Here is a 26,571-nt window from a genome sequence, read left to right as displayed (position 1 = left end):
ATGAACCTCTATTTCTCGGACTTGAAGCCGATGATCTTACCGGGATTCAGGATGCCCTTAGGATCAAGAACGCTCTTCATTCGGTGGGCATAATCCAGAGTCGCACGGGAAGTTTCGATCTCCATATACTTGGATTTGGCAAGACCGATGCCGTGCTCGCCGGACAGGGTTCCGCCCAGAGCCAAAGCACGATCAAAGATCATGTCAATACCCTTTTCAACGCGTTCCCATTCGGATTTGTCACGTTTGTCTGTCAGAATAGTCGGGTGCAAGTTACCATCACCAGCATGACCGAATGTTCCGATGGTCAAGTCGAGCTTCTGGGAGATCTCACCCAGAGCCTCAATCATTGCAGGAATTTTCGAGCGGGGGACAGTCGCATCTTCAAGCACGCAGGTAGGCTTCAACTTAGCCAGTGCGGGCAATGCATCGCGACGAGCCTGCCAGACAGCGTCTCTCTCAGCGGCATCTTTGGCGACCTTCAATTCAGTTGCGCCGTTGGCCTTGCAGATCTGCTCGACCAGAACAGCTTCATCCTCGACCTGTGCCGGATGCCCATCAACCTCGATGAGGAGCAGTGCGGCGGCATCGGTAGGCAGACCAGCCTTACGAAAATTCTCAACGGTATTAATGGTAAAATTATCCATCATCTCCAGAGTTGCCGGGACAATCTTGTTTGCAATAATAGCAGCAACAGTCTCGGAAGCAGCCTTCATGGAGGGGAAAATGGCCATCATGGACTTAGCGGCCTTTGCAGGCGGAACAAGTTTCAGGATAACCTTGTCAAAAATACCTAAAGTACCTTCGGAAGCGACCATCAAGCCAGCCAGATTGTATCCGGTAACGCATTTAACAGTGCGGGAACCGGACTTCACCAGATCGCCGTTCACATCCCAGAATTCGATACCCATGACGTAATCTTTTGTCACACCATATTTCAGACCGCGAAGACCACCAGCGTTCTCTGCGACGTTACCACCGATCGTGGAAACAGTCTGGCTGCCTGGGTCCGGGGGGTAGAACAATCCGCGCTTGGCAACTTCGGCCGCAAATTGAGCAGTGACAACACCGGGTTCAACCACAGCGTACATATCTTCTTCGTTGATCTCCAGGATGCGATTGAGACCATTGGTCAAAACAACGACACCACCTGGGTGAGGAATGGTTCCACCGGAAAGATTAGTCCCTGCGCCGCGGACGGTCAGAGGCAGGCCGTTATCATTACAGAGCTTGGTGACTTTGCCCAAAGCTTCGCTGGTCTCGGGGCGAACAACCAGGGCTGGCATCACGGAATCGAGCACGGCAGCGTCGTAAGAGTAGGAATGACGGTCAGTTTCGCTCGTCATGCAATTTTCGGCACCGACAATGGCTTCGAAATCCTTGATGATGGCATCTTTACTCATTGTTAAACTCCTAAAATTCTTATCCCGAGCTGTCGCCAGGGAGAAAGGCGTATATTGTTATTGTATGAATTATATCCACTTTTGCGAAAAAGGGAGGCGGGTTTTGCCCGCCTCCCCTAGGGACAATCGAAACTAGAAGATGCCGGGAACGAACACGAAGCTCAGGAGCGACGCGACGATACCGACAACAATACCGTAGAGCACGAAAGGCACAACGGTGCGCTTCAGAATGGCACCTTCCATGCCGGACAAACCGACAACGGCGCACACAGCAACGATGTTATGGATACAAATCATGTTACCCATACCACCACCGACTGCCTGGGCGGCAACGATGATCTGACGCGGCAGTTCCAGCTGAGTTGCGACACCCCACTGGAATTCTGCGAAGAGCAGATCAGAAACAGTGTTGGAACCAGTGATGAATGCACCAAGACCACCAACGTAGGAAGCAACCATGGGCCATGCATTACCGGCGATACCGGCCACAGCCTTGGCCATTGCCAGAGGCATGGAAGGGTAGTTGTTCGGATTCAATGCAGCATCAGCAATACCGGAACCACGGAAGATGGAAACCAGGGCAACTGCGGCAAACAGTGCGATGGTTGGGTTCTTCATGGTGACAATCGCCTGGCTCCAGGCGGCCTTGACCTTGCTGCTTGGCATACCGTGAATGGCAATGGTCAGAATGGCAACCAGTGTGAACGGGATAGTACCGGGCAGGTACAGGTAGGCAATCGCGCCGTTGACGCTCTTGTATCCGAGGATATGGCTGAACTTGATAGCCTGAGCTGCGAGCACGCCCTTGATTCCCAATTCAGGAATACGGGTCACAACCAGGATGGCGCCGATCAGAATGTAAGGCAACCAAGCCTTGAACTGGCTCATGTGCGGCTTGAAGTCAGTGGAGCCACCGGAAACGGTACCGGTCCATTCCGGGTCCCATTTGGAGGAATCACCGAAGTTCCAGGCAGTCTTGGGCACGCAAAAACCGGCTTTTGCGCCAGCGATGATGATGCCGAGACCGACGAGACCACCGATCAGTGAAGGGAACTCAGGACCGACGTTCCATGCGAAGAACATATAAGGAACAGTGAAAGAAACAGCTGCGAATATGCAGAATTTCCATGCGGCCAAGCCTGGCTTCCAGCTCCGCTCAGGACCGAAGTAGCGGGTAATGAAACCGAGCATGAAGACCGGCAGGATGAAGATCATGGCGAGGTTCATCACAGTAGCCCACTGACCGATGACGGAGTTGAAATCGCCCATGTTGGCGAAGTTCAATCCAGCCACGCCAGAAGCAACGGCCTGGTCAACACCGGGAGCGAGGTATTTCAGGCCGAGAACGACCGGAGTACCGACAGCGCCGAATGTGACAGGGAACGAGTTGAAGACCAGACACACAATTGCGGCAGCAAGGGGCGGAAAGCCCAATGACAGCAACAGCGGCGCAGCCAAGGCAGCAGGAGTACCGAAACCGGCAGCGCCCTCAAGAAATGCTGCAAACATATACCCGATGATAATGGCCTGAATACGACGGTCAGGCGTGATGTTCTGCATGCCATACTGGATGGTTTCCATACCGCCAGACTGCTGCAGGGTACGAAGAATCAGGATCGCACCGAAAACAATGATCAAAATACCGATGGCGGTAATGAACCCCTGAAGGGTCAAGGCTGCCACGTATTTGACGGGCAGTCCCCAGACAATGACAGCGCCGGCAGCGGCGGTGAGCCATGCAAGGGGCATGGCTTTGGTGGCAGGCCAACGCATGCCGACCATAAGGACCAGTGCTACCAGAATTGGCAGCAGTGCAACTAATGCAAGCACTTCCAATGACATTATAAAACTCCTCCAAAATTGTGGGGTGATTCCCACATGATTAAAAACGCGCAGGGCGGGCTAGGCAACAAGCCTCCGCAATATCCCGCCCCGCGCAAACATCTAACGACTATCTACCGTCATCGCACGGCTCACCGGAGCCAGGGCTTTCGGCAGACACACCGACTTCGCAGGCCTCGCCCTCAACTTCCTCTGCCTTGCTAAAATCAGCATCGGCGAGATGAGTGAGAATGGCATAACGATCAGCGTAGTCTTTTTCGATCTTCTCGCGGAACGCCTTGGACAGTTCCGGATGGAACCTTTCCAGCATGGCGTAACGGTTTTCACCGGAGAGGAATTCCTGCAGGCTTCCGTCAGGAGCTTTGGACTCCAGAATAAACGGATTCTTGCCTTCCTCAACGAGAAGCGGATTGTAACGGAACAGCGGCCAGTAACCGGAATCAACAGCCAGCTTCTGCTCGAGCTGGGTTTTACCCATGCCCTTCTTGATGCCCTGGTTGATGCACGGTGCGTAGCAGATGATGAGGGACGGTCCGGGATAAGCCTCGGCTTCCTTGAAGGCCTTCATCATTTGCTGCTTGTCGGCACCCATGGCGATGGAAGCGACATAGACATACCCGTAGGTCATTGCCATACGACCGAGATCTTTCTTGCCTGTGCCCTTACCGGCAGCGGCGAACTTGGCAATGGATCCCAGCGGGGTTGCCTTGGAGGACTGACCACCGGTGTTGGAGTAAACTTCGGTGTCCATGACCAGGATGTTGACGTCTTTGCCAGAGGCGATGACGTGATCCAGACCACCAAAACCGATGTCGTAGGCCCACCCGTCACCACCGAAGATCCAGACGGATTTCTTGGTGAACAGATCAGAACTGGCTGCGATTTCAGAAAGCAGTTCGTCTGTAGTGCCTTCCAGAGCGGCTTTCAAGGTCTTGCCGGCTTCGGCAGAAGCTTCCGCCTCACCCTTGACAGCCAACCAGCCTTCGAGAGCGGCCTTGACGTCGCCTGTGGCGGAAGCAACAGCTTCTTCGCACTTGGCAATCAAAGTCTCACGGCGATTGTTGACACCCATTTCGATACCAAAACCGAATTCGGCAGCGTCCTCGAACAGGGAGTTACCCCATGCCGGACCGTGGCCTTCAGCATTGACAGCGTAAGGAGTGGACGGAGCGGATGCACCCCAGATAGAGGAACAACCCGTTGCGTTGGCGATGATCATGCGCTCACCGAAGAGCTGAGTCAGCACCTTGACGTACGGAGTCTCACCACAACCGGAGCAGGCACCGGAGAATTCCATCAGAGACTGACGGAACTGGCTGCCCTTGACGGTGTCGCGCTTGAAAGCTTCCTTGAAGGAAACAGTCTGTGCATAATCCCAGTTTGGAACCTGCTCGTCGAGCTGGGTAGCGATCGGTTTCATGACCAGAGCTTTTTCCTTGGCCGGGCAGATATCAGCGCAGTTGCCGCAGCCCAGGCAATCCTGAGAAGCAACCTGGATGCGATACGCCATACCCTTGACGTCCTTGCCCTTGGCACCAACGGTACCAAAAGAGGCCGGAGCATTCTTGAGTTCGTCTTCGGTAGCGATGACCGGACGCAGTGCAGAGTGCGGGCAAACAAATGCGCACTGGTTACACTGAATGCAGTTGTCAGCGATCCACTCGGGAACGTTGATGGCAACACCACGTTTTTCATACTGAGAGGTGGCCAGCGGCATGGTGCCATCTTTAGAGAAGGCAGACACAGGCAGATCGTCGCCCTTCTGGGCCAGGACCGGACGCATGACGTTCTTGACGTATGCCGGATCATCGGATGCGGCAGCGGAATCCTCAGCCAGGTCTGCCCAGGCAGCAGGCACAGGGATTTCGACAATGGAGTTGATACCCACATCGACAGCAGCGTTATTCATGTTGACGATCTTGTCGCCCTTCTTGCCGTAGGCGGCCTTGATACCGGCCTTGAGCAGTGAAACGGCTTCGTCAAAGTCGATGACGTCAGCCAGTTTGAAGAAGGCAGTCTGCATGATCATGTTGATGCGTCCGCCGAGGCCGACTTCACCAGCAATCTTGACAGCGTCAACTGTGTAGAACTTGAGGTTTTTCTGAGCAATGGTACGACGCATGGCTGCGGGCAGCTGTGCGTCCATTTCCTCTGCGGTCCAGGCACAGTTCAGGACGAATGTTCCGCCATCCTTGATACCGTCCAGGACATCATAGAGGTGCACGTAGCTGGGGTTATGGCAGGCGATATAATCAGCTGCGGTGATCAGATACGTGGACTGAATGGGCTTCTCACCGAAACGCAGGTGAGAAATGGTGATACCGCCGGACTTCTTGGAGTCGTAGGCAAAGTATCCCTGGGCGTAAAGATCGGTGTTGTCACCGATGATCTTGATCGCCTGCTTGTTGGCTCCGACAGTTCCGTCAGAGCCGAGGCCCCAGAACTTGCACTGCACAGTACCTTCCGGGGTAGTATCCAGGGCCTCGGTCGTGACAAGGGAGGTCTTGGTGACATCATCCTCAATACCCACGGTGAAACGGGTACGGGGAGTTTCAGCCGCCAGATTATCGAAAACAGCCTTGACCATGGCAGGAGTGAACTCCTTGGAACCCAATCCGTAACGACCGGCGACAACGGCAGGACCGTCGCCATTTTCCAGCAAGGTCGTGCAGACATCCTGGTACAGGGGATCGCCCAGAGCGCCGGGCTCCTTGGTACGATCGAGCACTGCGAGAGTCTTGGTCGAAGCAGGCAGGACTGACAGAAAATGCTTGGCAGAGAAAGGACGGTACAGACGGACCTTGATCAGGCCGACTTTTTCGCCCTTGGCGCACAGCAGGTTGACGACTTCCTCAATGGCCTCGCAGCCGGAACCCATACAGATAATGACACGCTCGGCATCGTCGGCACCAACATAGTCGAAAGGCTTGTAGTTGCGGCCAGTGAGTGCAGAAACCTTGTTCATGTACTCTTCGACGATCTCGGGAATGACATCGTAATCGGCATTGGAAGCTTCACGACCCTGGAAGTAGATATCCGGGTTCTGAGCAGTACCGCGAACATCCGGGTGTTCGGGATTCATGGAGCGGGCGCGGAAAGCGGCAACTTTGTCCATGTTCAACAGTGGCTTCATATCTGCGTAATCAATGACTTCGACTTTCTGAATCTCATGCGAGGTCCTGAATCCGTCGAAGAAAGAAACGAAAGGCACGGAAGCTTCGATGGTGGCCAGGTGAGCTACCAGCGACAGATCCATGACTTCCTGAACGGAAGCGGCGGCCAGCATGGCAAAACCGGTCTGACGGCACGCCATGACATCCTGATGATCACCGAAGATAGACAGAGCGTGGGCTGCAAGAGCGCGAGCAGAAACATGGAAGACGCAAGGGAGCAATTCTCCGGAGATCTTGTACATGTTCGGGATCATCAGAAGGAGGCCCTGGGATGCGGTGAAAGTCGTTGTCATCGCGCCACCGGCCAGAGAGCCGTGAACAGCACCAGCTGCACCGGCTTCACTCTGAAGCTGGCGAACTTCCAGGGTCTGTCCGAAAATGTTCTTCCGTCCCTGGGCAGCCCATTCGTCTGCGATTTCGCCCATGGTGGAAGAAGGGGTGATGGGGTAGATGGCAGCGGTCTCGCTCATGGCGTAGGCCACCCAAGCGGCGGCGGTATTACCATCCATCGTTTTCATCTTTGACATGTTGGTCATTCTCCTCTTGAGGTGTTTATTTCCAAAAAGTTGTCTTTCCGCTGCTGCGGGGAGCGGACAAGCTGATAGAGCTTGATCCTATACTCAACAACCGTGCCAAAACTATAATAAAGGGGTTTATTCCAATATTATAGTGAGATAGCTAAAAAAAATAAAATTGTCACACTTGATACACGATCGTTTCAGTCCGAAAAACAAGACAAGAAAAGCAAGCAGAGGTCTCCCAACGGATAAAAAAACATCCATTTCGTGCATCTTATCTAAAAAGACTTGTATTTTTGGGTCATTCCATGCTGTCCGTTTTTTCAGACTGACCGTGTCCAGTATGCAATACTAGGGAAGATATACTCACAAATCAGTAGTATCGCGCATTCAATGAACACACAGTTCGAGTACACCCAACCAGGAACTTCCCTCTGAAGACAAGTAATAGTCGTAAAATCTGATTTTGTCGCCCTGCTCTCACCCACTTTTTTCGGGTCAGACAAACAGAACCGCCTAAAAAAAGAAAAACATTGACGAAAGTAGGCACTCAAAAAAACAAGAAGACCCCATCCCTGAGGATGGGGTCTTCATATTTCTTCAAAAACCGAGTTACTTGACGGCTTCTTTCAGAACCTTTCCAGGCTTGAACTGAGCAACCTTGCATGCCGGGATCTTGATTTCATCACCGGTACGGGGGTTACGGCCAGTACGGGCCTTACGTTCGCTCACGCTGAAGGTGCCGAAACCGGTCAGGGTAATCTTGCTCCCTGCGGCCAGTTCGTCCTTGATGGTGTCAAGAATGGCATTCATTGAAGCTTCAGCCTGTGCTTTGGAGGAGCCGTTCTTGTCAGCGATTTTTGCAACAAGTTCTGCTTTGGTCATCTGTCTCTCCTTAGTGGTTTATAAAAGTGATCAACGTACATTATACGCTCAAGTATTAACTCCCCTTACACGCTTGGCGTTTTGAAAGGAAGTCAAAAATCGGCTTCTGTAACAAAAAAACAAGAATCCCCCTGTCAGAAAACATTATCCATAGGGGAATACAGTCTTTCACTCGCTCAGTGTAACAAACAGACCCACACAATATGGTATTACGCAGGCGAGTTGGTTCAGCCTTATGGAGTATATTTCAGACAATTTCAATACCCATTAGAGCGACAATCCATATTTTTTCAATAAAGAATAGAAATGAGAACGAGAAAGTTGCGAAGCCTTGAGAATTTTTTGCAGATCACCACCGCATTGGCGGATCAATTCCCCAAGGTAGACTTTTTCTGCTATCCCCTTGAATTCCCTTAAGGTTGGCAACTCCTGATCGAAAATATCTTCAAAAATTTCCTGTCCAATTTTCCAGACTCCCCCACCGCCGGGCGCGACAGGGACATCAGCGACGACTTCCGACCCCGTCATTCTTTTGATCTGCGACTTGGCTACCTGAATACGAAGAGTCCGGGGCAAATGCATGGTGTAAAGTGTCTTTTCATCCCCGGCAGCGATGACGGCTCGCTCAAGGATATTAAACAGTTCCCGAATATTTCCCGGCCAGGAATAGCTCTCAAGCGTGGAAAAGAAATCCGAGCCAAAAGCCTTCTCTCCCATGCCGTATTGCTCGCACAACCTTTTGACTCGAAATTCAGCCAACGGGCGAATATCTTCCGGCCTTTGAGAAAGGGGAGGCAGCAAAATACGCATTGTTTTAATACGAAAGAGGAGGTCAGAGCGAAATTCTCCCTTTTCGACCATTTGGTCCAAATCTTTGTTGGTAGCTGCTATCAACCTGAAATTACTTGTCTGTTCACGAGTATCACCGACAGGACGAAAAGTTCGTTCCTGCAACACGCGCAAAAACGCTTTCTGAATGGAAAGAGGAATCTCACCAATCTCATCCAGAAAGAGTGTTCCACCGTCGGCCAACTTGATCAAACCGATCCTGTCTGATTGTGCTCCGGTAAACGCCCCTTTGCGATGGCCAAATAGCGTTGACTCGACCAGAGATTCAGTCAACCCAGCACAATCAACCACGACGAACTGTCCGCTTCTCCGCTTGGAGTTGGCATGAATGGTCGAAGCGAAAAGTTCTTTTCCGGTTCCAGTATGCCCATTGATGAGGACGTTGGTATCCGAGCGGGCAGCCTGAGCCATGAGTTCGAAGCTGGCTCGAATGGAGGGACTCGCTCCGACAACATTCGCGAGATCAAGGCTATCTCCCTTGTCCTTGCCAACCTTCTCTTCATGATATTTCAATGCACGACCAAGGGTTAGGGATATTTCCCGAACACTCGAAGGCTTGAGGAGATAATCCCAAGCTCCTCCCACAATCGCCAATTCGGCTCCGTCAGGATCACCTTTTCCGGTGAGAATAATCACTTCCGGTGGTGTCGGCAGAGCCATTATGTCTGGCAACATATCCAGACTATTGCCATCCGGGAGACGGACATCCAGAAAAACAACATCATATTCATTAGCTCGGGCGAGTCGGAGTCCCTCTTCAAGCGTATGGGCAGCATCGCACTGATGCGTCAGCCGTGTGATGAGGCTTTCCATGGTTTCGCAGACTTCGAAATCATCATCTATGATCAATATATTCGCCACGCTGATCCCCTTTGGCGTTCCTTATTTCGAATTCATGACCGCCGAAATCGCTTCTGACAGGTCATCCTTGTCATATGGTTTGATAACCACCTGACGGATATTGGGCAAGTGGGCAGCGGCAGTCGCAGCATCTTCACGACCGGAAACCAGGATAATCGGCATATTGGGGACATGATGAGCAACTTCTATTGCCAATTGAGTCCCGCTCATGCCAGGCATGTCATAATCAGTGATAAGCAGGTCGAATATATGTGGCATTCCCTTGACACGGACAATGGCCTCTTCCGGGTCTCGAATCGCTGTCACTTCATACCCCATGGTCCTGAGCAGACGCGGCGTGGTGTGCAATTGATCATAATCGTCTTCCACGAAAAGGACGTGCGCCCATCCCGGAATCGTGAATGTACCGCTGCTGGGTAATTCAACGTCACTTTTGTCCACTTTGGGCAAATAAATTTCAAAAACAGTGCCGCCGCCGGTCCTGCCGGTAACCTGAAGCCCTCCTCCGTGACTGCGTATAATACCATGCACTACGGAAAGCCCCAACCCGGTGCCTTCGGTCTTATCCTTAGTAGAAAAAAACGGATCAAATATCTTATCAATAATTTCAGGAGGAATACCAGGTCCGTTGTCCTCAATACTCATACGAACATATTCACCGGGAGCCAGCCCCAGGATACGGGCATCTTCCTTGGCGAGAACAGCCTGGTCCACGCGGACTTCGATAATACCGCCCTTCCCTCGCAGAGCATGAAATGAATTCGTGCAGAGATTCATGGCCACCTGGTGCAACTGAGTCGGGTCTGCACGGACAAAGTCAAGCATGGGAGCGATACTTGAACGTACCCGAATATTACTGGGCATGGAGGCCTCGAGAAGACCGAGGACTTCTGAAACAACACTCCCGACATCCGTTGAGCGGAATCCCTCGGTGGAAGGCCGACTAAAAGCGAGAATCTGCTTCACCACCCGGCCACCACGCCGCGCGGCCTTCAGCACCCGTTGCAAATCTTTACTGGTCACTGAATCCGAATCAACATCTCCCACGGCCAGCTCTGTAGAGTTGATAATTGATGTCAATATGTTATTGAAATCATGTGCAATTCCTCCGGCCAGAGTTCCAATAGCTTCCATCTTTTGTGATTGCAGAAGCTGTTTTTCGAGATTGCGCTCCTTGGTAATATTCTCGGCCGTGCTCAATACACCGACGATCGCTCCGGCCTGATCATGAATGGGCACCTTGTTGATCTCAAGCCACGCATGATTGCCATTGGCATCCATGAGTTTGCGTCGAACTTTCCTGAGCCCTACCCCTTGACTCAACACAGTCAAGTCTGCCCCGGTTGCCCAGGCAACATGCTCAGGATCACGTGTGTCATTTTTGGCCAGCCAATTCACCCCATTACCGCTTCCTTCACCACCGAAGAATTCTGCAAAGGCCCGATTGGTTCCGAGATATATTCCTTGACGATCCTTCCATGAAACAAGCTGAGGGACAGCGTCCATCAATGTTTCCTGAAAAGCCAACTGGTCCTTGATTTTTCTTTCAACCTTACGCCGTTCAGTCATGGTCGTGACCAAAAATGCCATGACAACCAAGAGCAGCACAAAACTCACGATAATGGTCCAGAAGAGTTCCTTGGGCAACTCATAAAATGGACTCGGTGCGTTGATCAGACGGCTGTTAGGAGGTAAAAGCTCTTCTGTGATACCCAACCGCCATAAGACTTGATAATCGAAGACATATTCACCTGTCGGCTCCTTAAAGACAGGGATGCTGTCTGCGGATTCCCCTTTGAGAATCCGAAGGGCGACAGATGCAGCCTGTTGCCCATGCTTGAAGCCCGACAACATCCTTCCCCCCACTGCACCATTACCCAGCAGGAACTCCCATGCCGTGTAAATAGGAACAGCGGAATGCCTATAAATGGCGGCCATGACATCTTCAGCAGTGTAAAAGCGCCCGCCAATGGTCTGATAGTACGGGATGAAAAACAAGAAGGTATCCGATGGCAGCACCTTGACCCGTTCAAGCACTTCAGCCAGCGTCAGTCGAGTCCAGTATTCAACTTCAAGATGCGGCTGGTACTTCTCGACACCATGCTCAACCTGCTGCTTGATAGCCAATCCGGCGGTGGAAGTATCTCCCACGACAATCATCCGTCTCTTATCCGGATGCAACTTGAGGGCGACATCCAAAGTCTGCATCAGGTTGAAATTCTCCACGAGACCAGTCACGTTGCCTTGCTTAAGCGCTCCGTCCTTCAAATCGTTCACACCGCAGAAGACCAGCGGGACACCCGGAAACAATTCATTTCGAAATTCACTTGCAAACATGAAGGCATCGTCATCCACGGCCATCACGACATCGAAGGCTTCATGCGCGAATTTTTCCTTGTAGAGCCGAAGAAGCATTCCAGAAACGGCATCATGCTCATACCGCTTGAAATCCATATATTCGACTTGAAGATTTATTTTGAATTCGCTCTCATCAAGAATTGATCGAACCCCATCCATAATGGAGTCAGACCACTGATATCCGTCATGATATGAATTGAGGTAGAGAACATTCTTTTTGGCTTTTTCCGCTTGTGCCCCATTGGGTACCAAACAGGTCAAAACCAGAAAAAGACAAAATTTGATCATTATTTTCATGGGCATTCCGACTTCCTTCTCGCTGTCACGAGTGATGATACGCGATTCCATCACTATGCAAAAGCTGATCCCAACCGTCCTGGTTCATGGGAGATACCAAAGATTTTTCACCTTTTATTTTTGCACTGTTTTTTGCACACTATGTACATTCATTCCTCATGTGCGCTATAGTCACTTCATAACTTCAAAAGGAAAGGTGAACTATGAAGAAAATTTTCGTCACATCAATACTCTTCTGCTTCCTGGCCACCGGATTCGGATGCGCCGCCAACAGGGCACAACAGGGAGCATCTGTCGGAGGTCTGGCTGGAGCCACCATTGGTGCGTTGACATTCAAGAACAAACTCCTCGGTGCCGCAGTCGGAGCCGGTGTCGGAGTCCTCATGGGGTACATCGTAGGCAATGAATGGGACAAGAGCGACGAGCAAAAGGTCCAACGCGTTCTTGAAACGACCAAGTCAGGCGAGACAACATCCTGGCAGAACCCTGATACCGGCGAATCATACTCGGCAACTCCGGATTTGCCCTACATGGCAGACAACAAGGTCTACCGGGATATCGTCATCAAGGATGAAAAGGAAGGGCATACAGTCATGGCCAAGGCTTGGCGCGATGATCACGGCGTCTGGCACCTGAAGCAGTAACGAAAAGCCTGACAGCTTTTCAAGAAGACAGCACCAGAGTGTCCTAAACACATAGTGGTCGCTGTCTTTTTTTGTGTCTGTGTTCGAACAGCTTTCACGCAACACTAGCGGAGAGGCAGGAAAAACATTCTCGCCTCTGCTACCAGAGAGTCACTTGAATCAGCTAATGATGTAACAAGTCGGAAATTCCGGCTTGAGCCTTTGCTGAACTTGTTCTGCCTTATCCCGACTGATAAAACTCCCGGCCTGGACAACATGCAGGCGAACCCCCTTGCTGACAATAGTGGTAATATTGGCATTATGGTATCCGGAGGCAAGGAGTTGTTTGTATGTGCGTTCCGCATTGTCCCGAAGCGCAAACGCTCCGACGCGAACTGAGTAATATTTGAGAGCTGTCCGGGCAACAGTCCGAGTCTTTGCAGGCATCGAACTAAGAGCCGTGATTCGGACTCTGGCCACCCCCTGCTCGACTGTCCCCAATTCTTTTGCTGCCCCATAGGAAAGGTCAAGAATCCGCCCCCGGACAAACGGCCCACGATCATTGACGACCAGGACAACAGACCGTTTATTGGCAAGATTTGTCACCCTGACCCGTGTCCCCAAAGGGAGCGTCTTGTGTGCAGCCGAAACACCATACATATTGTAATGCTGACCATTGGCTGTTTTTTTACCATGAAAATCTTCACCATACCAAGAGGCCATACCGACTTCATCATATCCGGCTGCATTCTTCAGGGGATAATATGTCCTGCCAAGGACTGTATAGGGCTTGATCTTGGGATCGTAACTTCGGGCAACGGCAGAATCCGTTTTGCCGGGAGGGGTGGAGTAGACATGTTTCTGGAACGGGTTGATGGATGCACATCCCGCCATGGTCGTAAAAAGGGCTATACCCAACAGCATGATGATCCGACGCATCAACTCTCCACCTCTCGTCATGCGACTTGATAATGTCATGAGATACTCTATAAAAGATAAAGGAGTTCCCATGGAAAAGCAACCGCAGCCTCAACATTGAAAAATGTGGACTCATGGAGGGAGTTCACTTAGATTAGAACTGTCAATACAAGAAATCATGATAACGATATCCAATGCAACGCTTTCAGAAACTCGACAGACTTCTCCGGTTCCTTGTCCTCCTCGCCAGCATACTCTTTGCTTGCGCGCTTTCGGGCCATGCCCGAGAGACCCCCAAGGCTCTTATTGTTGCAGTGCCCCCTCAAGGCTGGCCTCCCTATGTCATCGTGGATAAAGTTCATTTCCGGTTCGCAGGTATCATGTTGGATGTGATGGAAGAAATAGCCCGCGTACACGGAATTCCCATCACTTATGCAGTGTCACCTGAATTGCGAAACAGTCTGCTCGTGAAAGATGGGGAGGTTGACGCTTATCCGAAAGCTCGGGAATGGGTTGATAATCCGGATCAGTATCTCTGGACCGATCCGATCATCGTATCCAGTGACGTGCTCATCTACCGCAAACCACGCTTCCCTAAACCTCCGGAATCACTCATCGGATTGAGCATAGGCATTGTTCATGGTTTCAATTATCCCACCCTACAGCCCCTGCTCGACAGAAAACTCATTCATTCCCACAAAGCCAATACGACCAAACAACTCCTGATGATGATACAACGCGGCCGACTTGATGGGGCAATCACCAACAAGACCGTTGCTGAATGGATTATGAGAAACTCACCGGAAATCAAGGCCGACACTTTTCAATACGGCAAGAAGCCGATAGCAAGCGCCCCATACAGATTCGCCTTTAACAAGAACACGTGCAGTCAAGTATTCATTAAAAGTTTTAACCGGGAATTGGCGACAATGAAAAAGGATGGCCGCATGGCAACCATCCTTTTAAAATACAAATAATCCTATGAATTGGCTTCTTTCTCACACAAGGCTGTCTTTTCGACTCTATCAGGAGAGCACCGCAGATATCGCGGCTTGATCATGTTTTCCGGTTTCAGAATATCGTCCAATTCATCTTTGCTCAGGTATCCCTTGTCCAACACGATCTGATACACCGATCCTCCGGTTCTCATTGCTTCCTTGGCTATCTCGGCAGACTTCTCATACCCGATATGCGGATTAAGGGCTGTGACGAGTCCGATGGAATGTTCGACCAGTTCCCTGCATCGCTCCCTATTTGCTGTAATACCTGATACGCACTTGTCCGCCAGCGTCAGACACCCTCGACGCAACATATTGATGGACTGAAAGAGAGAATACCCGATAACAGGCTCCATCACATTCAATTCCAACTGCCCGGCCTCGCTGGCCATGGAAACAGTGACATCATTCCCTACCACCGCAAAAGCGACCTGATTCACGACTTCCGGGATAACAGGATTGACCTTACCCGGCATGATGGATGATCCGGGTTGCATGGGAGGCAGGTTGATCTCGTTTAAACCACATCGAGGTCCGCTCGAGAGCAGCCTCAAATCATTACAAATTTTTGAGAGTTTGACCGCAACCCGTTTCAATACCCCAGAAAGCTGAACATAGACCCCCGTATCCTGTGTTGCTTCCACCAGATCCGGCGACATGGTCAGATTCAGTGTTGTCACCTCGATAAGTTTTTCTGTCACAGTTCGTGCATAGTCAGGATGTGCGTTCAATCCTGTTCCGATTGCCGTGGCTCCCATATTGATCTCGTAGACGAGGTCCTCGGCTTCGTCCACACGCTGTACATCTTCGCCGATCATCACGGACCACGCCGTGAATTCCTGACCTAACGTCATTGGGACAGCATCCTGCAATTGCGTTCGGCCCATTTTGAGGACATCGGCAAATTCCAGCCCTTTGGCAGCAAAGGTTTTCTGAAGGACGCGCATGGCGTCCATAAGCTCGCGCAGGTCGAGGATCAAGGCTATATTGAGCGCTGACGGAAAAACATCATTGGTGGATTGGGACATATTAACATCATTCAACGGATGCAGATGGTCATAATCTCCCAGCTTGAAACCCATCAGTTCCAAAGCTCGGTTGCAGATAACTTCATTGGCGTTCATGTTTGCCGACGTCCCTGCCCCACCTTGCACGATATCAACGACAAATTGATCATGCAATTTTCCGGAAACCAATTCTTCGCAGGCACGGACGATGGCCCGACTTTTCTCCTCGGACAAGAGCCCGAGAGAGGCATTGGCATCGGCGGCAGCGAGTTTGACATACGCCAATGCTTCGATCAAACGCGGATAATGAGCCATGGGAATTCCGGTAATATGAAAATTATCTCTGGCCCGAAGGGTTTGCACACCATAGTAGGCATCTTCAGGAACAAGTATCTCGCCGAGACTATCATGTTCCATTCTGTATTCATTCATTTTTTTCTCCTTTAAACCCACAATAATGCACGGCGCATCTTCCGAATTACGGTCACTTGCAACCCAGACAATCTATACGATAAACAAAAAAAGATGAATGGTATTCTGCTGTGTCACACATTCTCTGCTTGCCAGCGTGCAGTGTTTCGGGTACCCCCTCACCTGCGCGATTGCGCCCATTACATATTATTGGAGATCCCATGACCACCAAGACGACAAACGAAAAACTTCGCAATATCGCCATTATCGCCCACGTCGATCATGGCAAGACCACCCTTGTGGATGCCATGTTCAAACAGTCCGGCCTGTTCCGCGAGGGACAAGAAATGGACGACCGCATCATGGACTCCATGGACCTGGAACGGGAGCGCGGTATTACCATTTCCGCCAAGAACTGTTCTGTCTCCTGGAGAGATGTCAAAATCAACATCATTGATACTCCCGGTCACGCCGACTTCGGCGGTGAAGTGGAGCGCTCCCTGTCAATGGCCGATGGTGCCATTCTCCTCGTCGATGCATCCGAAGGCCCACTGCCCCAGACCCGCTTTGTCCTCAAGAAAGCACTGGAGCAAGGACTCGCCTTGATGGTCGTCATCAACAAGGTTGACCGCCAGGATGCCCGCCCGAGCGAAGTGCTCAACGAAATTTACGACCTGTTCATTGATCTGGATGCAACTGAAGATCAACTGGACTTCCCGCTGCTGTACGCTATCGGCCGTGATGGTATTGCCATGGAAACCCCTGAAGAGCGCGGTGAGAACCTGCACATCCTGCTCGACATGGTTGTGGACAAGGTCCCCGGCCCTTCCTACGACGAGAACGAACCATTCCAGATGCTCGTCTCAGACCTCTCCTACTCCGATTATCTGGGCCGTCTCGCCATCGGCAAGGTCCACCACGGATCAGTCAAATCCAACGACCAGTTGATCTGTCTGGCTGACGAAGGCAAAGAGGTCTCCCTCAAAGTCACCAAACTCCAGACCTACGACGGTCTGAAAGTCGTTCCCACTGATACGTGTAATCCCGGAGACATCGTCGTTGTCGCCGGTATCGAAGATGTTCACATCGGCGACACCATCTGTACCAAGGAATCCCCCAAGGCTTTGCCCCGTATCACGGTTGACGAACCCACGGTTTCCATGCGCTTCGGAATCAACACCTCGCCTCTGGCAGGCAAGGAAGGCATTCACGTTCAGACCAACAAGATCCGCGAACGCCTTCAGAAAGAAACCTTGCTCAACGTCGCTATTCAAGTGGAAGACACCGAGAACCGTGACGCTTATCTGGTCAAGGGACGAGGCGAATTTCAGATGGCCATTCTCGTGGAACAAATGCGCCGCGAAGGATTTGAACTGTCCGTCGGTCGCCCTGAAGTCATTTTCAAATTCAAGGATGGCAAGAAGCTGGAACCCATTGAACACCTCTTCGTTGATTGTGACGAAGATTTCATGGGCATCGTCACCGAGAAAATTCAGACTCGCAAAGGCCGAATGACCAATATGGTCAACAACGGAACAGGACGCGTTCGCCTCGAATTCTCCGTCCCTTCCCGCGCACTCATCGGGTATCGGGATGAATTCCTCACTGACACCAAGGGAACCGGCATCATGAACTCCTATTTGGAGGGATATGGCGAATATCGTGGAGAATTCAACTCACGGTACACCGGATCTCTGGTCGGAGACCGGACTGGCAAGGCTGTTGCGTACGGTATCTTCAACCTGGAACCACGCGGTCGTATGTTTGTCGTTCCCGGCGATCCTCTTTACGAGGGAATGATCATCGGTGAGCACAATCGGGACAATGACATCAACGTCAACCCGTCCAAGGAAAAGAAGCTGACCAACATGCGCGCCAGTGGAAAAGATGAAGCAGTCATCCTGACTCCGGTCAAACCCATGACTCTCGAGTACGCCCTGAACTTCATCAAGGATGACGAGTTGGTCGAGGTCACCCCGGAATCGATTCGCTTGCGCAAGATCGAGTTGTCCGCTCTTGTTCGTCACCGGACTGATGGCAAGAAGAAAAAGGGTAAAGAATAAAAGCTCTTCTTCCAACCCAAGACAAGAATACAGAAAAGGGGACTGCGATTAATCGCGGTCCCCTTTTCTCATGGTACAGCCCATATTCCTTCTCTTCATGAAAAAATCAGCTGCGAGCTTGCACCTTAACATACAGAATCAATCCAAGCATCGTCAGTCCAATGCCAAGCCATCCGAGAGTTCCCGGCAAGACATGGCCCAACAGGAATGTCTCCCCGGCAAGGGAAAAAACCACCTCCATGGACTGCGTGCAATCAGCTGCGGCAAGCTCTGCCGTGGATTTGGCCTCATGGCGGGCGTAGAGAAACAGACTGGTGGCAATGACTCCCGAACAAACCGCGACAAGAGCTGTCTGCGTGACCTGTCCGACAGAAGGTGGAGGTGGTGATATCACGAGGAGCAGGACTCCCCATAAGGGCAGTGATCCCAGTGTCAGCAACAGGACACGACAAACAGCATCGTCCATGGCCGGGTGATCCAGAGTCGGCAGCCACGTCTTTTCTCCCCGTCTGGCTTCCCACACCAACTGGTTGCCGAAAGGATAGGCAAAAGCCGCGACAAGCACGGGCAATGCTCCCCAGAGAGTCTCAGAAAGACTGGCCACGGATGCCTGCTCGATATTCACAAGAACAACCCCGATAAAAATGACCAGAGTCAGTGCGACTGCACGCAAAGGGACCCTTCTGCCAAAACCAAGCAGGACCAAAGGTGCAGCCAGGATTGTCAACTGCCACGTTGCCGCCACCACCCATCCTGGCGTAAAGACGGAACTGAACGTAATCAGAGCATAAAAAACGCCAAAGCCGACACTGCCCGCTACGATCCAGAAAAAGAGATGCTGCCTGAACAGTCGGAGAGCATCCATCCCCAACCGAGCCTTCCCCGTCACCCCGAGCCAAACCGCGAGAAAAAACAGCATCCAGAAATAACGCAGACTCGCGGACCAAAGCCAATGCCCGCCTTCAAGACTCATGGCACGGTTAAGGACAAAAGTGGAACTGAAAAAAAGGGAGGCAAGGACACCAACAAGCAGAATTCGTAACATGAAAGCTCTCTAGGATAGGGTATAGCTGCACAAATGACACGCAAAACTCAGGATGTCCATTGACTTTATTAAGGCGACAGGTACAATTCGGGCTTCGTTGAACCTGCAACAAAACACCTGTTTACCATGAAATTCCCCTTTGCCAAGCAATCGACCATCAACTATTTCCGCTCTGCCAAAGCCCATGGACTTCCTTTTCTGGAACGCCTTCACGGATATATTTACGGACGCTGGGCCTACCATTATATAGGTTTGGCCGGAGACAAAGCCCCATGGTGGCGGTATCTTTGGGCCCCGCTTATCTTCATCATCAACCGCATGACTCCTTTTCTCCCGGACAAGGGAAGCAAAGTGGGCGACCCGTCTCAGAAAAAACCAACCTGGAGCGATACATATCACGGAAAAGCCATGCCTTTGGCCGAAGCCACCAAGCTGGTCAAGCTCAACCGACCGGTCAATACTCAGGTCAGTGAACATGTTCTCCCCTACACCCGTGCTCGCGAAATAGTGCTGCGAAACCCGGAAAAGATCGTACTGCTGGACTGTCCGTGCCGTGCCGGGATGAAAAACCCTTGCCTGCCGCTGGATGTCTGTATTCTCATAGGCGATCCTTTCGGCTCCTTCATGCTGGAACATCACCCTGACAAAACTCGTGAGATATCAGTGGATGAAGCCGTGAGCATTCTCAAGGCGGAAAATGCCAGGGGGCATGTCTCTCATGCTTTCTTTAAGGATGTGATGCTTGGGCGGTTCTATGCCATCTGCAATTGCTGCTCATGTTGCTGTGGCGCTATGAAGGCGCAGGAAATGGGTATCCAGATGCTGTGTTCATCGGGCTACCTGGCGGAAGTGGACACTGAAAAATGTGTCTCATGCGGAATCTGCGGCAAGAGATGTCAATTTCTGGCTATCAGTTTTGACGATGGGAAAGCTGTTATTGACGAAGAGATCTGCATGGGATGCGGTCTCTGCATCGAATCCTGCGCCAAAGACGCACTCTCCCTTCGTCTTGCCCCGGAAAAAGGAGAACCACTCCTGGTGGACGCACTATAGAAGCCGTTACCTCCTATTTCTGCGACACCCAGCCCCCTGCCTCCTCTGCTGTCAGCACTGTGGCGTAGGCTGCACTGAGTGCTGCCAGAAAAGCTCCGTGAACATCTGCGGCCGCGATACTGGTCTTGTTGAAGTGCAACCTTCTGGTCGCAGAGGCATTCGACACGACAGCGCACTCAAACCCAAAATCAACAGCAGCTCTGACAGTGGCATCCACGCACATATGCGTCATCATGCCCGCAACCAACAGCCGGGAAATCCCAGCTTCTTTCAATTGATCGAAAAGAGCCGTATCACGAAAACTGTTAGGGAAATTTTTGACAATGACATGCTCCCCGTCTCGAGGGACAACCCGGGCATGGAATTCAGCTCCATGAGTTCCCGGAAGAAAGAATGAAGCGTCCTCCTTGATTGAATCATGCCGGACATGAAAAATATCAAGTGCACGCTTTCGAAATGACTCGAGCAACTCTGACGCCTTCCATACCGCCTCCAGACTTCCTTCCAATTCCATGGCTCCACCCGGGAAATAATCATTTTGCATGTCGATCAGTATCAACGCTGTTTTCATAGTAGCCTCCTTTTATTTCCCTTTGATACAATTGAAGCGACTTCATATCCAATCATCTGATCTGAAGAGGGCATCAAAAATCATGAAGACAAACATCATCTTGCCCCGCATCATGGCCTTCGCTATCCTGTCTTCCACAAAGAAGAGAAAGACTCTTCTCACGACGTACCCATACTGAATTCGGAGAAAAAAACACATGGATCAGAAAGTTATTGATATTGTTTTCAAGGGGAATGTAAAAATCAACGCTGAAATAGACGGCTTGAGTATTGCGACTGACCAGCCTACCGACAAAGGGGGAGAAGGAACTGCGCCCAACCCCTTTCAACTATTCCTCGCCTCTCTTTCAACATGCGCGGGATTTTATGCCATAAAATTCTGCCAAACGAGAGAATTGAATCACGAGGGACTGGGAATTCGTGTACTGTGCGATTTTGCCGACAAGGGATTCAAAGTCGAGAAAATGACATACGAAATAACCCTTCCCGAAGGTTTTCCGGAAAAATATCGCCCTGCCTTGATCCGGGCAGTTGATCAATGCACTGTCAAAAAACATGTTTGCGACTGCCTCGATTTCGAGATCATCGCGAACTAACAAGGAGACACCCATGACCGACATCCCACTCAACGAATCCATTTTTATCATCTGGAGTTCCGAGAACCCTGAAGTCGCCCATAATCTTGTCCTCATGTACGCACACAATGCGCTTTTGAAAGAATGGTGGGGACGTGTTCGGCTTATTATCTGGGGGCCATCCGCGAAACTCGTCAGTGAAGATGAGGATATCCAGGCAAAGCTCAAGGAGATGAAGGCAGACGGCGTCGAAATCTGGGCATGTCGTGCCTGTGCGGATAATTACGGAGTAACAGCTTCGTTGGAGGCTTTGGACCTCAACGTCGTCTATGTCGGAACGCCCGTGACGGAAATGATCAAGGATGGCTGGAAGCAGTTGACCTTCTGATGCGATTTGGCAATGCCTGGATATACTTCCGGGATTGTGCCATAGTTTGAAATGATACTCGGACAGGACTCCCACTCCCTTTGGCTAAAGCTTGGGGTGGCTCCGAGAAGACGATGTCTGTAGAAGGGGACTCAGCCCCTTTGCAGGCATCGAAAAAACTGAGGCCACGCCACCCGCGCTGTGCGAAATTCCCAAGATTGGTCAAGGAGCATTTCGTGAAGTCGAGAATCGGACCTGAAGCGGCCATAACCGCATTATCAGGCCACCCATATTCCATATTGGTAGCCGAGGATTCAGAAAGCAATCAGGCACTCATGGAGCTTTATTTCAAGCCCACGTCATGTCAACTCGACTTTGCCCTGGATGGCGAACAGGCTGTCGCTCTTTTCAAAAAGACATCATATGATCTTGTTCTGATGGATATCCAGATGCCCGTCATGGATGGATACGATGCAACTCGACAAATACGCGGTTTCGAACAGGAACAAGGGAACTCTCTCGTTCCGATAGTAGCAGTCACGGCCAATACATTTAAAGAAGACCAGGAGCGATGCCTCAAGGCTGGATGCACTGACTACCTTGCCAAGCCTGTCAGTAAATCAAGTCTTCTGAATTGCGTCGCTCATCATGTCACCAAACATGATAAGACATCACCTGGGCACATGCCCGCCCGTTGAAGAGTTTCCCATGTCAACAGAGCCACATCAGCCCATGTCTTCCTTCCCTCTTCCTCATCACCTGATGCGTTTTCATACCAGAGATATAGTATTGGTCCATCCTCCGATCCCTCACCACGGGGATCTGTGTGTGCCTATCCTTGGTTGTAACAAAACAGCATGTGAACGCCTCGGGTATACCTACCCGGAACTCGAAGGAATGCCTCTTTCTACCATAGAGACACACCTCGGATTCCCGGCGATACACCACCAGACTATGGAGCGGGAAGGCGTTGCCCGATGCCAACGGACCTATCAAACCCGTGACGGAGCCATACTGCATGTGGATGTTCAAACCTACCTTGAAACAATCAATGGTCAAATAACGTGGATAACGATAGCTCGCGAAAAAATCCCCACCGAGACAAAAGAGAAAAATGACGGACAGTGTGAGTATCTTGACGCACTCAATAAATTGATGCGTCAGGAGGATGTACCGGACGAGACCGTTATGCAACTCGCCCTTGAATACGGTGTCCGATTCACTCTCAGCGCATACGGGTCCATCTTTCTCGTCAATCAGAATGAGACGGAACTGGCGGTTCATGCTTGGTCTTCACGGGTCCAGGCAGACTGTACCATTCCCGAGCCAAACACTTTCTGCAAAGTGACCCACGCCGGGCTTCTAGGCACGACAGTGCAGACAAGAGGCCCTCTCATCGTCAATGACTACCATGGGATGGAAAACAAGCTGGACCTGCCCAGCGGCCATGTCCCTATGCATAGACTCATGAGCCTCCCTGTGATCGATCTCGGGCATATAACCATGGTTGTTGGCGTTGCCAACAAAGCAGAAGATTATACTGATGATGATGTTCTTTGCCTGTCTCTGCTCATGGAAACCGCGTGGCGGACGCTCCAGCGCAATCGTCTTGAAACTGAGCTTCTGAAAACAGGCCATGCAGCGCGAAAAGCCAATGAGGCAAAAAGTCACTTTCTTGCCAACATGAGCCATGAACTCAGGACTCCCCTCAATGGGATTCTGGGCATGACCCAAATACTCATGGGGACCCATCTCACCCCCGCGCAGCAGGAGTATCTTTCTCTGTCCATGGACGCCGGGCGTCATCTGACAAAAGTTCTCAACGACCTGCTCTCCCTGTCTAGCGTGGAAACCGGAGTGCTTGAAGCCATTAATTCTAAATTTAATCTCGTTGAGACCGTCACTGAACTGATCGACTCCCTGATGAGTAACGCCACGGCAAAGTCACTCAGGCTTATCCTTGAAAAAGCGGATGACATGCCGGAAAGAGTCTATGGAGATGCAAGCAAACTTCGGCAGATATTGATCAATCTGCTTCTCAATGCCATCAAGTTTACGGATACCGGTGAGGTCAAGTTGACCATGAAACGGGGAGAGAGTTCTCCCGAGAACATCTCGGAGACACAGACAATTCTTTTCTCGGTTTCCGACACCGGGATCGGGATTCCATCGGATCAACACACGGCCATCTTCGACAGCTTCACATTAGGGGAAGATTACCTGACCAAGCAATACGGCGGAACAGGTCTGGGCTTATCCATATCCCGACAACTTGCCAGGCTCCTCGGAGGCATGATCCACCTTGAAAGCATTCCTGGCGCAGGGAGTATTTTTACCCTAAGCCTCCCTTTCCAAATCATTGCAGAAGGACACTCCGAGGCCGTGTGTACGAAACTTCCATGTCCCCTGAAGATTCTATTGGCGGAAGACGAACAGGTCAATTCCATCATGGCATCCCGACTACTCAGGAAAGCAGGACACTCCGTGACAACAGTCGGCAACGGACAACAGGCCATTGATGCCCTGAGCCGAGGCCACTACGACTTGGTACTCATGGATGTTCAAATGCCTGTTATCAATGGTATCCAGGCTACAGAAATCATCAGAAGCGGGGCTGTGGAAAATGTTCCTAACGATCTCCCGGTCATCGGCCTGACCGCTTTCGCCAGATCGGCAGATAAAAAACGCTTCCTTGATGCCGGTATGGAAATGGTTGTCACCAAACCATATGAAGCCGATGAATTGCTTCGCGCAGTATCCAGTGTCATGCGGCACATATCATGACGCACTCTTTTTCTTGCTGAGGCACAATAAAGCCACCCACACATGAAGTGAAGGTGGCCTTTTGTCTGTCGTATATTCGAATTAACCAATCAATTCATTGACCTTTTTCATTATCTCAAAGGCATCACCAACGTAGAGGACATCGCACTTGCCCTGTGCCCAGCCACAACCGGCATCGGTATTAATGGCACGACGTTCCTTGATGAAACGCCAACCAACCACATGTGGTTCCTCACCATGGCAACATGTGGCAAGCCCTTTGGGGTGACGAGGAGACGAGCCAGTCTGCCCAACCTGATGCATATGGGTGAGAAAGGAAATGACCGCACCACCTTCACCGGATATATCAACCAAAGACTTGGAGGACCCAAGTGATGACTTTGTCACACCCAGGAAGTTCTTGATGGTCTCTTCCGCTACATCCACATGGACCTGTCCGTCAGCTTGTTTTTTGGTCCAACCTGCACCGGTCACAAACAGCAATTCGGCATCGGGACGAATGGTCTGTTGGTCTTCTGATACGCACTCCATTCCCAAGGATTTCGTCCGCACACCGGAAACATCCACAGAGACAACTGTGACCTCAGCTGATCCGGCACCATCAAATGCAACGGCACAGCCGGAATCCAAAGTCAAAACCCAGGGACGCTCCTCACGGGTCAGAGTTCCTTCCATACGCTGGCGATAAAACCAACGTTTGGCAACAGGTTTGCCATCCACGGCCTCCAGACCGGAGAGATGAGTATCGACACGCCCGCCCAGGCGGATGGCCAGCCCTGGTAATGCCCGGCTGTACCGAGAGGTTGCCGGACCGATAACAATCTCAGGAGCGCATTCCTTGGCAAGAGCTTCGATAGCAGCGAGATCGGAAGAATACACACCATCGTTAAACTCAGGACCGGTGACGCCGTAAAAAGTGCCGCCACAGGCAGCGATGGAATCGGCTGCAGCCACGATATCTGCCCCGACAAGCCCCACAGCCAACTCGGCATCCATTCCGTCTGCCAGGGATTTGGCAGCAGACAAGGTCTCAAGGGCAACTTTGCTCAAAGTGCCATCGCATTCAGTGTGTGCAATATACAGTATTGTGCTCATGCTTACTCCCTAGGCCTTGAGCCATTCAGCAATTTCTTTGGCCATATCTTCGACCGAAGCATCCTTGACCACCCGAGTCTCACGGCGCTGCTGCGGAACTTCAACGGCTTCAAACTTCAACGAAGAGGCGAAAACATCAGCTGCTTTCGCCTGCTGCAAGGCTGGCATGTTTCTCTGCATGTTCTGCATGCCAATCTGCGGATTATTGGGAGGCTCGGGAAGTTCGCCAGTGGCCCATCCGAAAACAGCGGGAGCGGCATCTACCACTGATTTTTGGTAGGCACCGCCTTCCACTCGCTCCAGAACTTCAATGGAACCATCGTCGCCGACAGTGACCTTGTCCACTCCCTGAAACTGCTCAGTCACACCAAGCAGTTCTCCAATCATCTGCATGACCGCGCCAGAACCGCGAGAAGCAGACTGCCAGCCACCGAAAAGCAACATTTTTGATTTATCCAGACCGTCAATGCCATCAATGGTGTCAGCCAGGGCTTGAGCAGTTTCGTAGCTATCCATAAAACCGGATGCAGACCCGTCTGCCACGACAAGCTGAAATGGCGCTTTCTGAGAAACAGCCATCATGACCTGCTGCAACTTGGCCTTGGGACCAAGACTCACCAGCCAGACCTGACTGCCGGGATTCTTTGCGGCCAGATTGGCGGCTTCATACAAAGCGTGCCCGGCCCAAGGGTCAAGCACAGCCGGAAGCATCATTTCATTCTGCAAAACCGGCCCGGTGGGGCCATCCTGAGGGGTGAGCGTCTGAAGCGGGTCCGGGACAATGGAACCGCAGACCACGATGTGAAAATCGGTGCTCATACTATTTTTCTCCTTGGAATTCATAGACAGCGCACTGGCTTCCCCGCGCCGTCATTC

At 51.3% G+C, this 26,571-nt stretch carries 20 protein-coding genes; 8 read left to right on the top strand and 12 right to left on the bottom strand.

From position 1 onward, the window contains the following. Positions 1–8: 8 nt before the first annotated feature. The 6 genes from BN4_RS15865 to BN4_RS15840 all read right to left on the bottom strand — a co-directional run bounded on the left by BN4_RS15865 (position 9) and on the right by BN4_RS15840 (position 12,192). Entirely contained in the window at positions 9–1,403 is a 1,395-nt protein-coding gene (locus BN4_RS15865; protein WP_015416428.1) for an FAD-binding oxidoreductase, read from the bottom strand. 132 nt (positions 1,404–1,535) lie between these two features. Next, complete coding sequence (locus tag BN4_RS15860; RefSeq protein WP_015416427.1) at positions 1,536–3,245, bottom strand: L-lactate permease; 1,710 nt, start codon at positions 3,243–3,245, stop codon at positions 1,536–1,538. A 109-nt stretch (positions 3,246–3,354) separates the two neighbouring features. Further along, on the bottom strand, positions 3,355–6,945 hold the full coding sequence (gene nifJ / locus BN4_RS15855; RefSeq protein WP_015416426.1) for a pyruvate:ferredoxin (flavodoxin) oxidoreductase: 3,591 nt from the start codon (positions 6,943–6,945) through the stop codon (positions 3,355–3,357). Between the two features lie 603 nt (positions 6,946–7,548). Beyond that, complete coding sequence (locus tag BN4_RS15850) at positions 7,549–7,821, bottom strand: HU family DNA-binding protein (RefSeq protein ID WP_015416425.1); 273 nt, start codon at positions 7,819–7,821, stop codon at positions 7,549–7,551. A gap of 267 nt (positions 7,822–8,088) precedes the next feature. Beyond that, on the bottom strand, positions 8,089–9,531 hold the full coding sequence (locus BN4_RS15845) for a sigma-54-dependent transcriptional regulator (RefSeq protein WP_015416424.1): 1,443 nt from the start codon (positions 9,529–9,531) through the stop codon (positions 8,089–8,091). Between the two features lie 21 nt (positions 9,532–9,552). Then, positions 9,553–12,192, bottom strand: coding sequence for a hybrid sensor histidine kinase/response regulator (locus tag BN4_RS15840; RefSeq protein ID WP_231856553.1), 2,640 nt, complete (start codon positions 12,190–12,192; stop codon positions 9,553–9,555). A 197-nt stretch (positions 12,193–12,389) separates the two neighbouring features. On the opposite strand from BN4_RS15840, the gene BN4_RS15835 reads away from it, so the two are divergent. Further along, a complete protein-coding gene (locus BN4_RS15835; RefSeq protein ID WP_015416422.1) occupies positions 12,390–12,830 on the top strand; it encodes a glycine zipper domain-containing protein in 441 nt (146 codons plus the stop codon). 159 nt (positions 12,831–12,989) lie between these two features. Here BN4_RS15835 and BN4_RS15830 read toward each other — a convergent pair whose 3' ends face one another. Beyond that, positions 12,990–13,787 carry a septal ring lytic transglycosylase RlpA family protein gene (locus BN4_RS15830; RefSeq protein WP_231856552.1) on the bottom strand — a complete coding sequence of 266 codons (798 nt, stop codon included), beginning with the start codon at positions 13,785–13,787 and terminating at the stop codon, positions 12,990–12,992. A 134-nt stretch (positions 13,788–13,921) separates the two neighbouring features. Here BN4_RS15830 and BN4_RS17385 point away from each other — a divergent pair, with 134 nt between their 5' ends. Beyond that, positions 13,922–14,704, top strand: a complete 783-nt coding sequence (locus BN4_RS17385; protein ID WP_015416420.1) for a substrate-binding periplasmic protein — start codon at positions 13,922–13,924, stop codon at positions 14,702–14,704. A gap of 2 nt (positions 14,705–14,706) precedes the next feature. Here the strand turns inward: BN4_RS17385 and aspA are convergent, their stop codons facing one another. Further along, a complete protein-coding gene (gene aspA / locus BN4_RS15820) occupies positions 14,707–16,164 on the bottom strand; it encodes an aspartate ammonia-lyase (protein ID WP_015416419.1) in 1,458 nt (485 codons plus the stop codon). A gap of 200 nt (positions 16,165–16,364) precedes the next feature. On the opposite strand from aspA, the gene typA reads away from it, so the two are divergent. Beyond that, positions 16,365–18,206: a translational GTPase TypA gene (typA, locus tag BN4_RS15815; protein WP_015416418.1), complete on the top strand. Its 1,842-nt coding sequence runs from the start codon at positions 16,365–16,367 to the stop codon at positions 18,204–18,206. 106 nt (positions 18,207–18,312) lie between these two features. On the opposite strand, the gene BN4_RS15810 is transcribed toward typA, so the two are convergent. Continuing rightward, positions 18,313–19,251, bottom strand: coding sequence for a DMT family transporter (locus BN4_RS15810; RefSeq protein WP_015416417.1), 939 nt, complete (start codon positions 19,249–19,251; stop codon positions 18,313–18,315). 126 nt (positions 19,252–19,377) lie between these two features. On the opposite strand from BN4_RS15810, the gene BN4_RS15805 reads away from it, so the two are divergent. Then, positions 19,378–20,304 carry a 4Fe-4S binding protein gene (locus BN4_RS15805; RefSeq protein ID WP_015416416.1) on the top strand — a complete coding sequence of 309 codons (927 nt, stop codon included), beginning with the start codon at positions 19,378–19,380 and terminating at the stop codon, positions 20,302–20,304. Between the two features lie 13 nt (positions 20,305–20,317). Here BN4_RS15805 and BN4_RS15800 read toward each other — a convergent pair whose 3' ends face one another. Continuing rightward, complete coding sequence (locus BN4_RS15800; protein ID WP_015416415.1) at positions 20,318–20,875, bottom strand: cysteine hydrolase family protein; 558 nt, start codon at positions 20,873–20,875, stop codon at positions 20,318–20,320. A gap of 196 nt (positions 20,876–21,071) precedes the next feature. Between BN4_RS15800 and BN4_RS15795 the strand changes: the two genes are divergently transcribed. The 4 genes from BN4_RS15795 to BN4_RS17380 all read left to right on the top strand — a co-directional run bounded on the left by BN4_RS15795 (position 21,072) and on the right by BN4_RS17380 (position 24,600). Beyond that, positions 21,072–21,470 carry an OsmC family protein gene (locus BN4_RS15795; RefSeq protein WP_015416414.1) on the top strand — a complete coding sequence of 133 codons (399 nt, stop codon included), beginning with the start codon at positions 21,072–21,074 and terminating at the stop codon, positions 21,468–21,470. 13 nt (positions 21,471–21,483) lie between these two features. Next, a complete protein-coding gene (locus tag BN4_RS15790) occupies positions 21,484–21,837 on the top strand; it encodes a DsrE family protein (protein ID WP_041720478.1) in 354 nt (117 codons plus the stop codon). A 215-nt stretch (positions 21,838–22,052) separates the two neighbouring features. Further along, positions 22,053–22,514: a response regulator gene (locus BN4_RS15785; protein ID WP_015416412.1), complete on the top strand. Its 462-nt coding sequence runs from the start codon at positions 22,053–22,055 to the stop codon at positions 22,512–22,514. A gap of 10 nt (positions 22,515–22,524) precedes the next feature. Continuing rightward, the gene (locus BN4_RS17380) at positions 22,525–24,600 is read left to right on the top strand and encodes an ATP-binding protein (RefSeq protein ID WP_015416411.1); all 2,076 of its coding nucleotides are present in this window, start codon (positions 22,525–22,527) and stop codon (positions 24,598–24,600) included. A gap of 81 nt (positions 24,601–24,681) precedes the next feature. On the opposite strand, the gene BN4_RS15775 is transcribed toward BN4_RS17380, so the two are convergent. Next, entirely contained in the window at positions 24,682–25,695 is a 1,014-nt protein-coding gene (locus BN4_RS15775; protein WP_015416410.1) for an electron transfer flavoprotein subunit alpha/FixB family protein, read from the bottom strand. 9 nt (positions 25,696–25,704) lie between these two features. Continuing rightward, complete coding sequence (locus BN4_RS15770) at positions 25,705–26,514, bottom strand: electron transfer flavoprotein subunit beta/FixA family protein (protein WP_015416409.1); 810 nt, start codon at positions 26,512–26,514, stop codon at positions 25,705–25,707. Between the last annotated feature and the right edge of the window lie 57 nt (positions 26,515–26,571).

The organism is Pseudodesulfovibrio piezophilus C1TLV30 (assembly GCF_000341895.1).
Taxonomy (GTDB): Bacteria; Desulfobacterota; Desulfovibrionia; order Desulfovibrionales; family Desulfovibrionaceae; genus Pseudodesulfovibrio; species Pseudodesulfovibrio piezophilus.
Note: the sequence above shows the minus strand (reverse complement) of the source record. Positions and strands in the feature narration are given on the sequence as shown.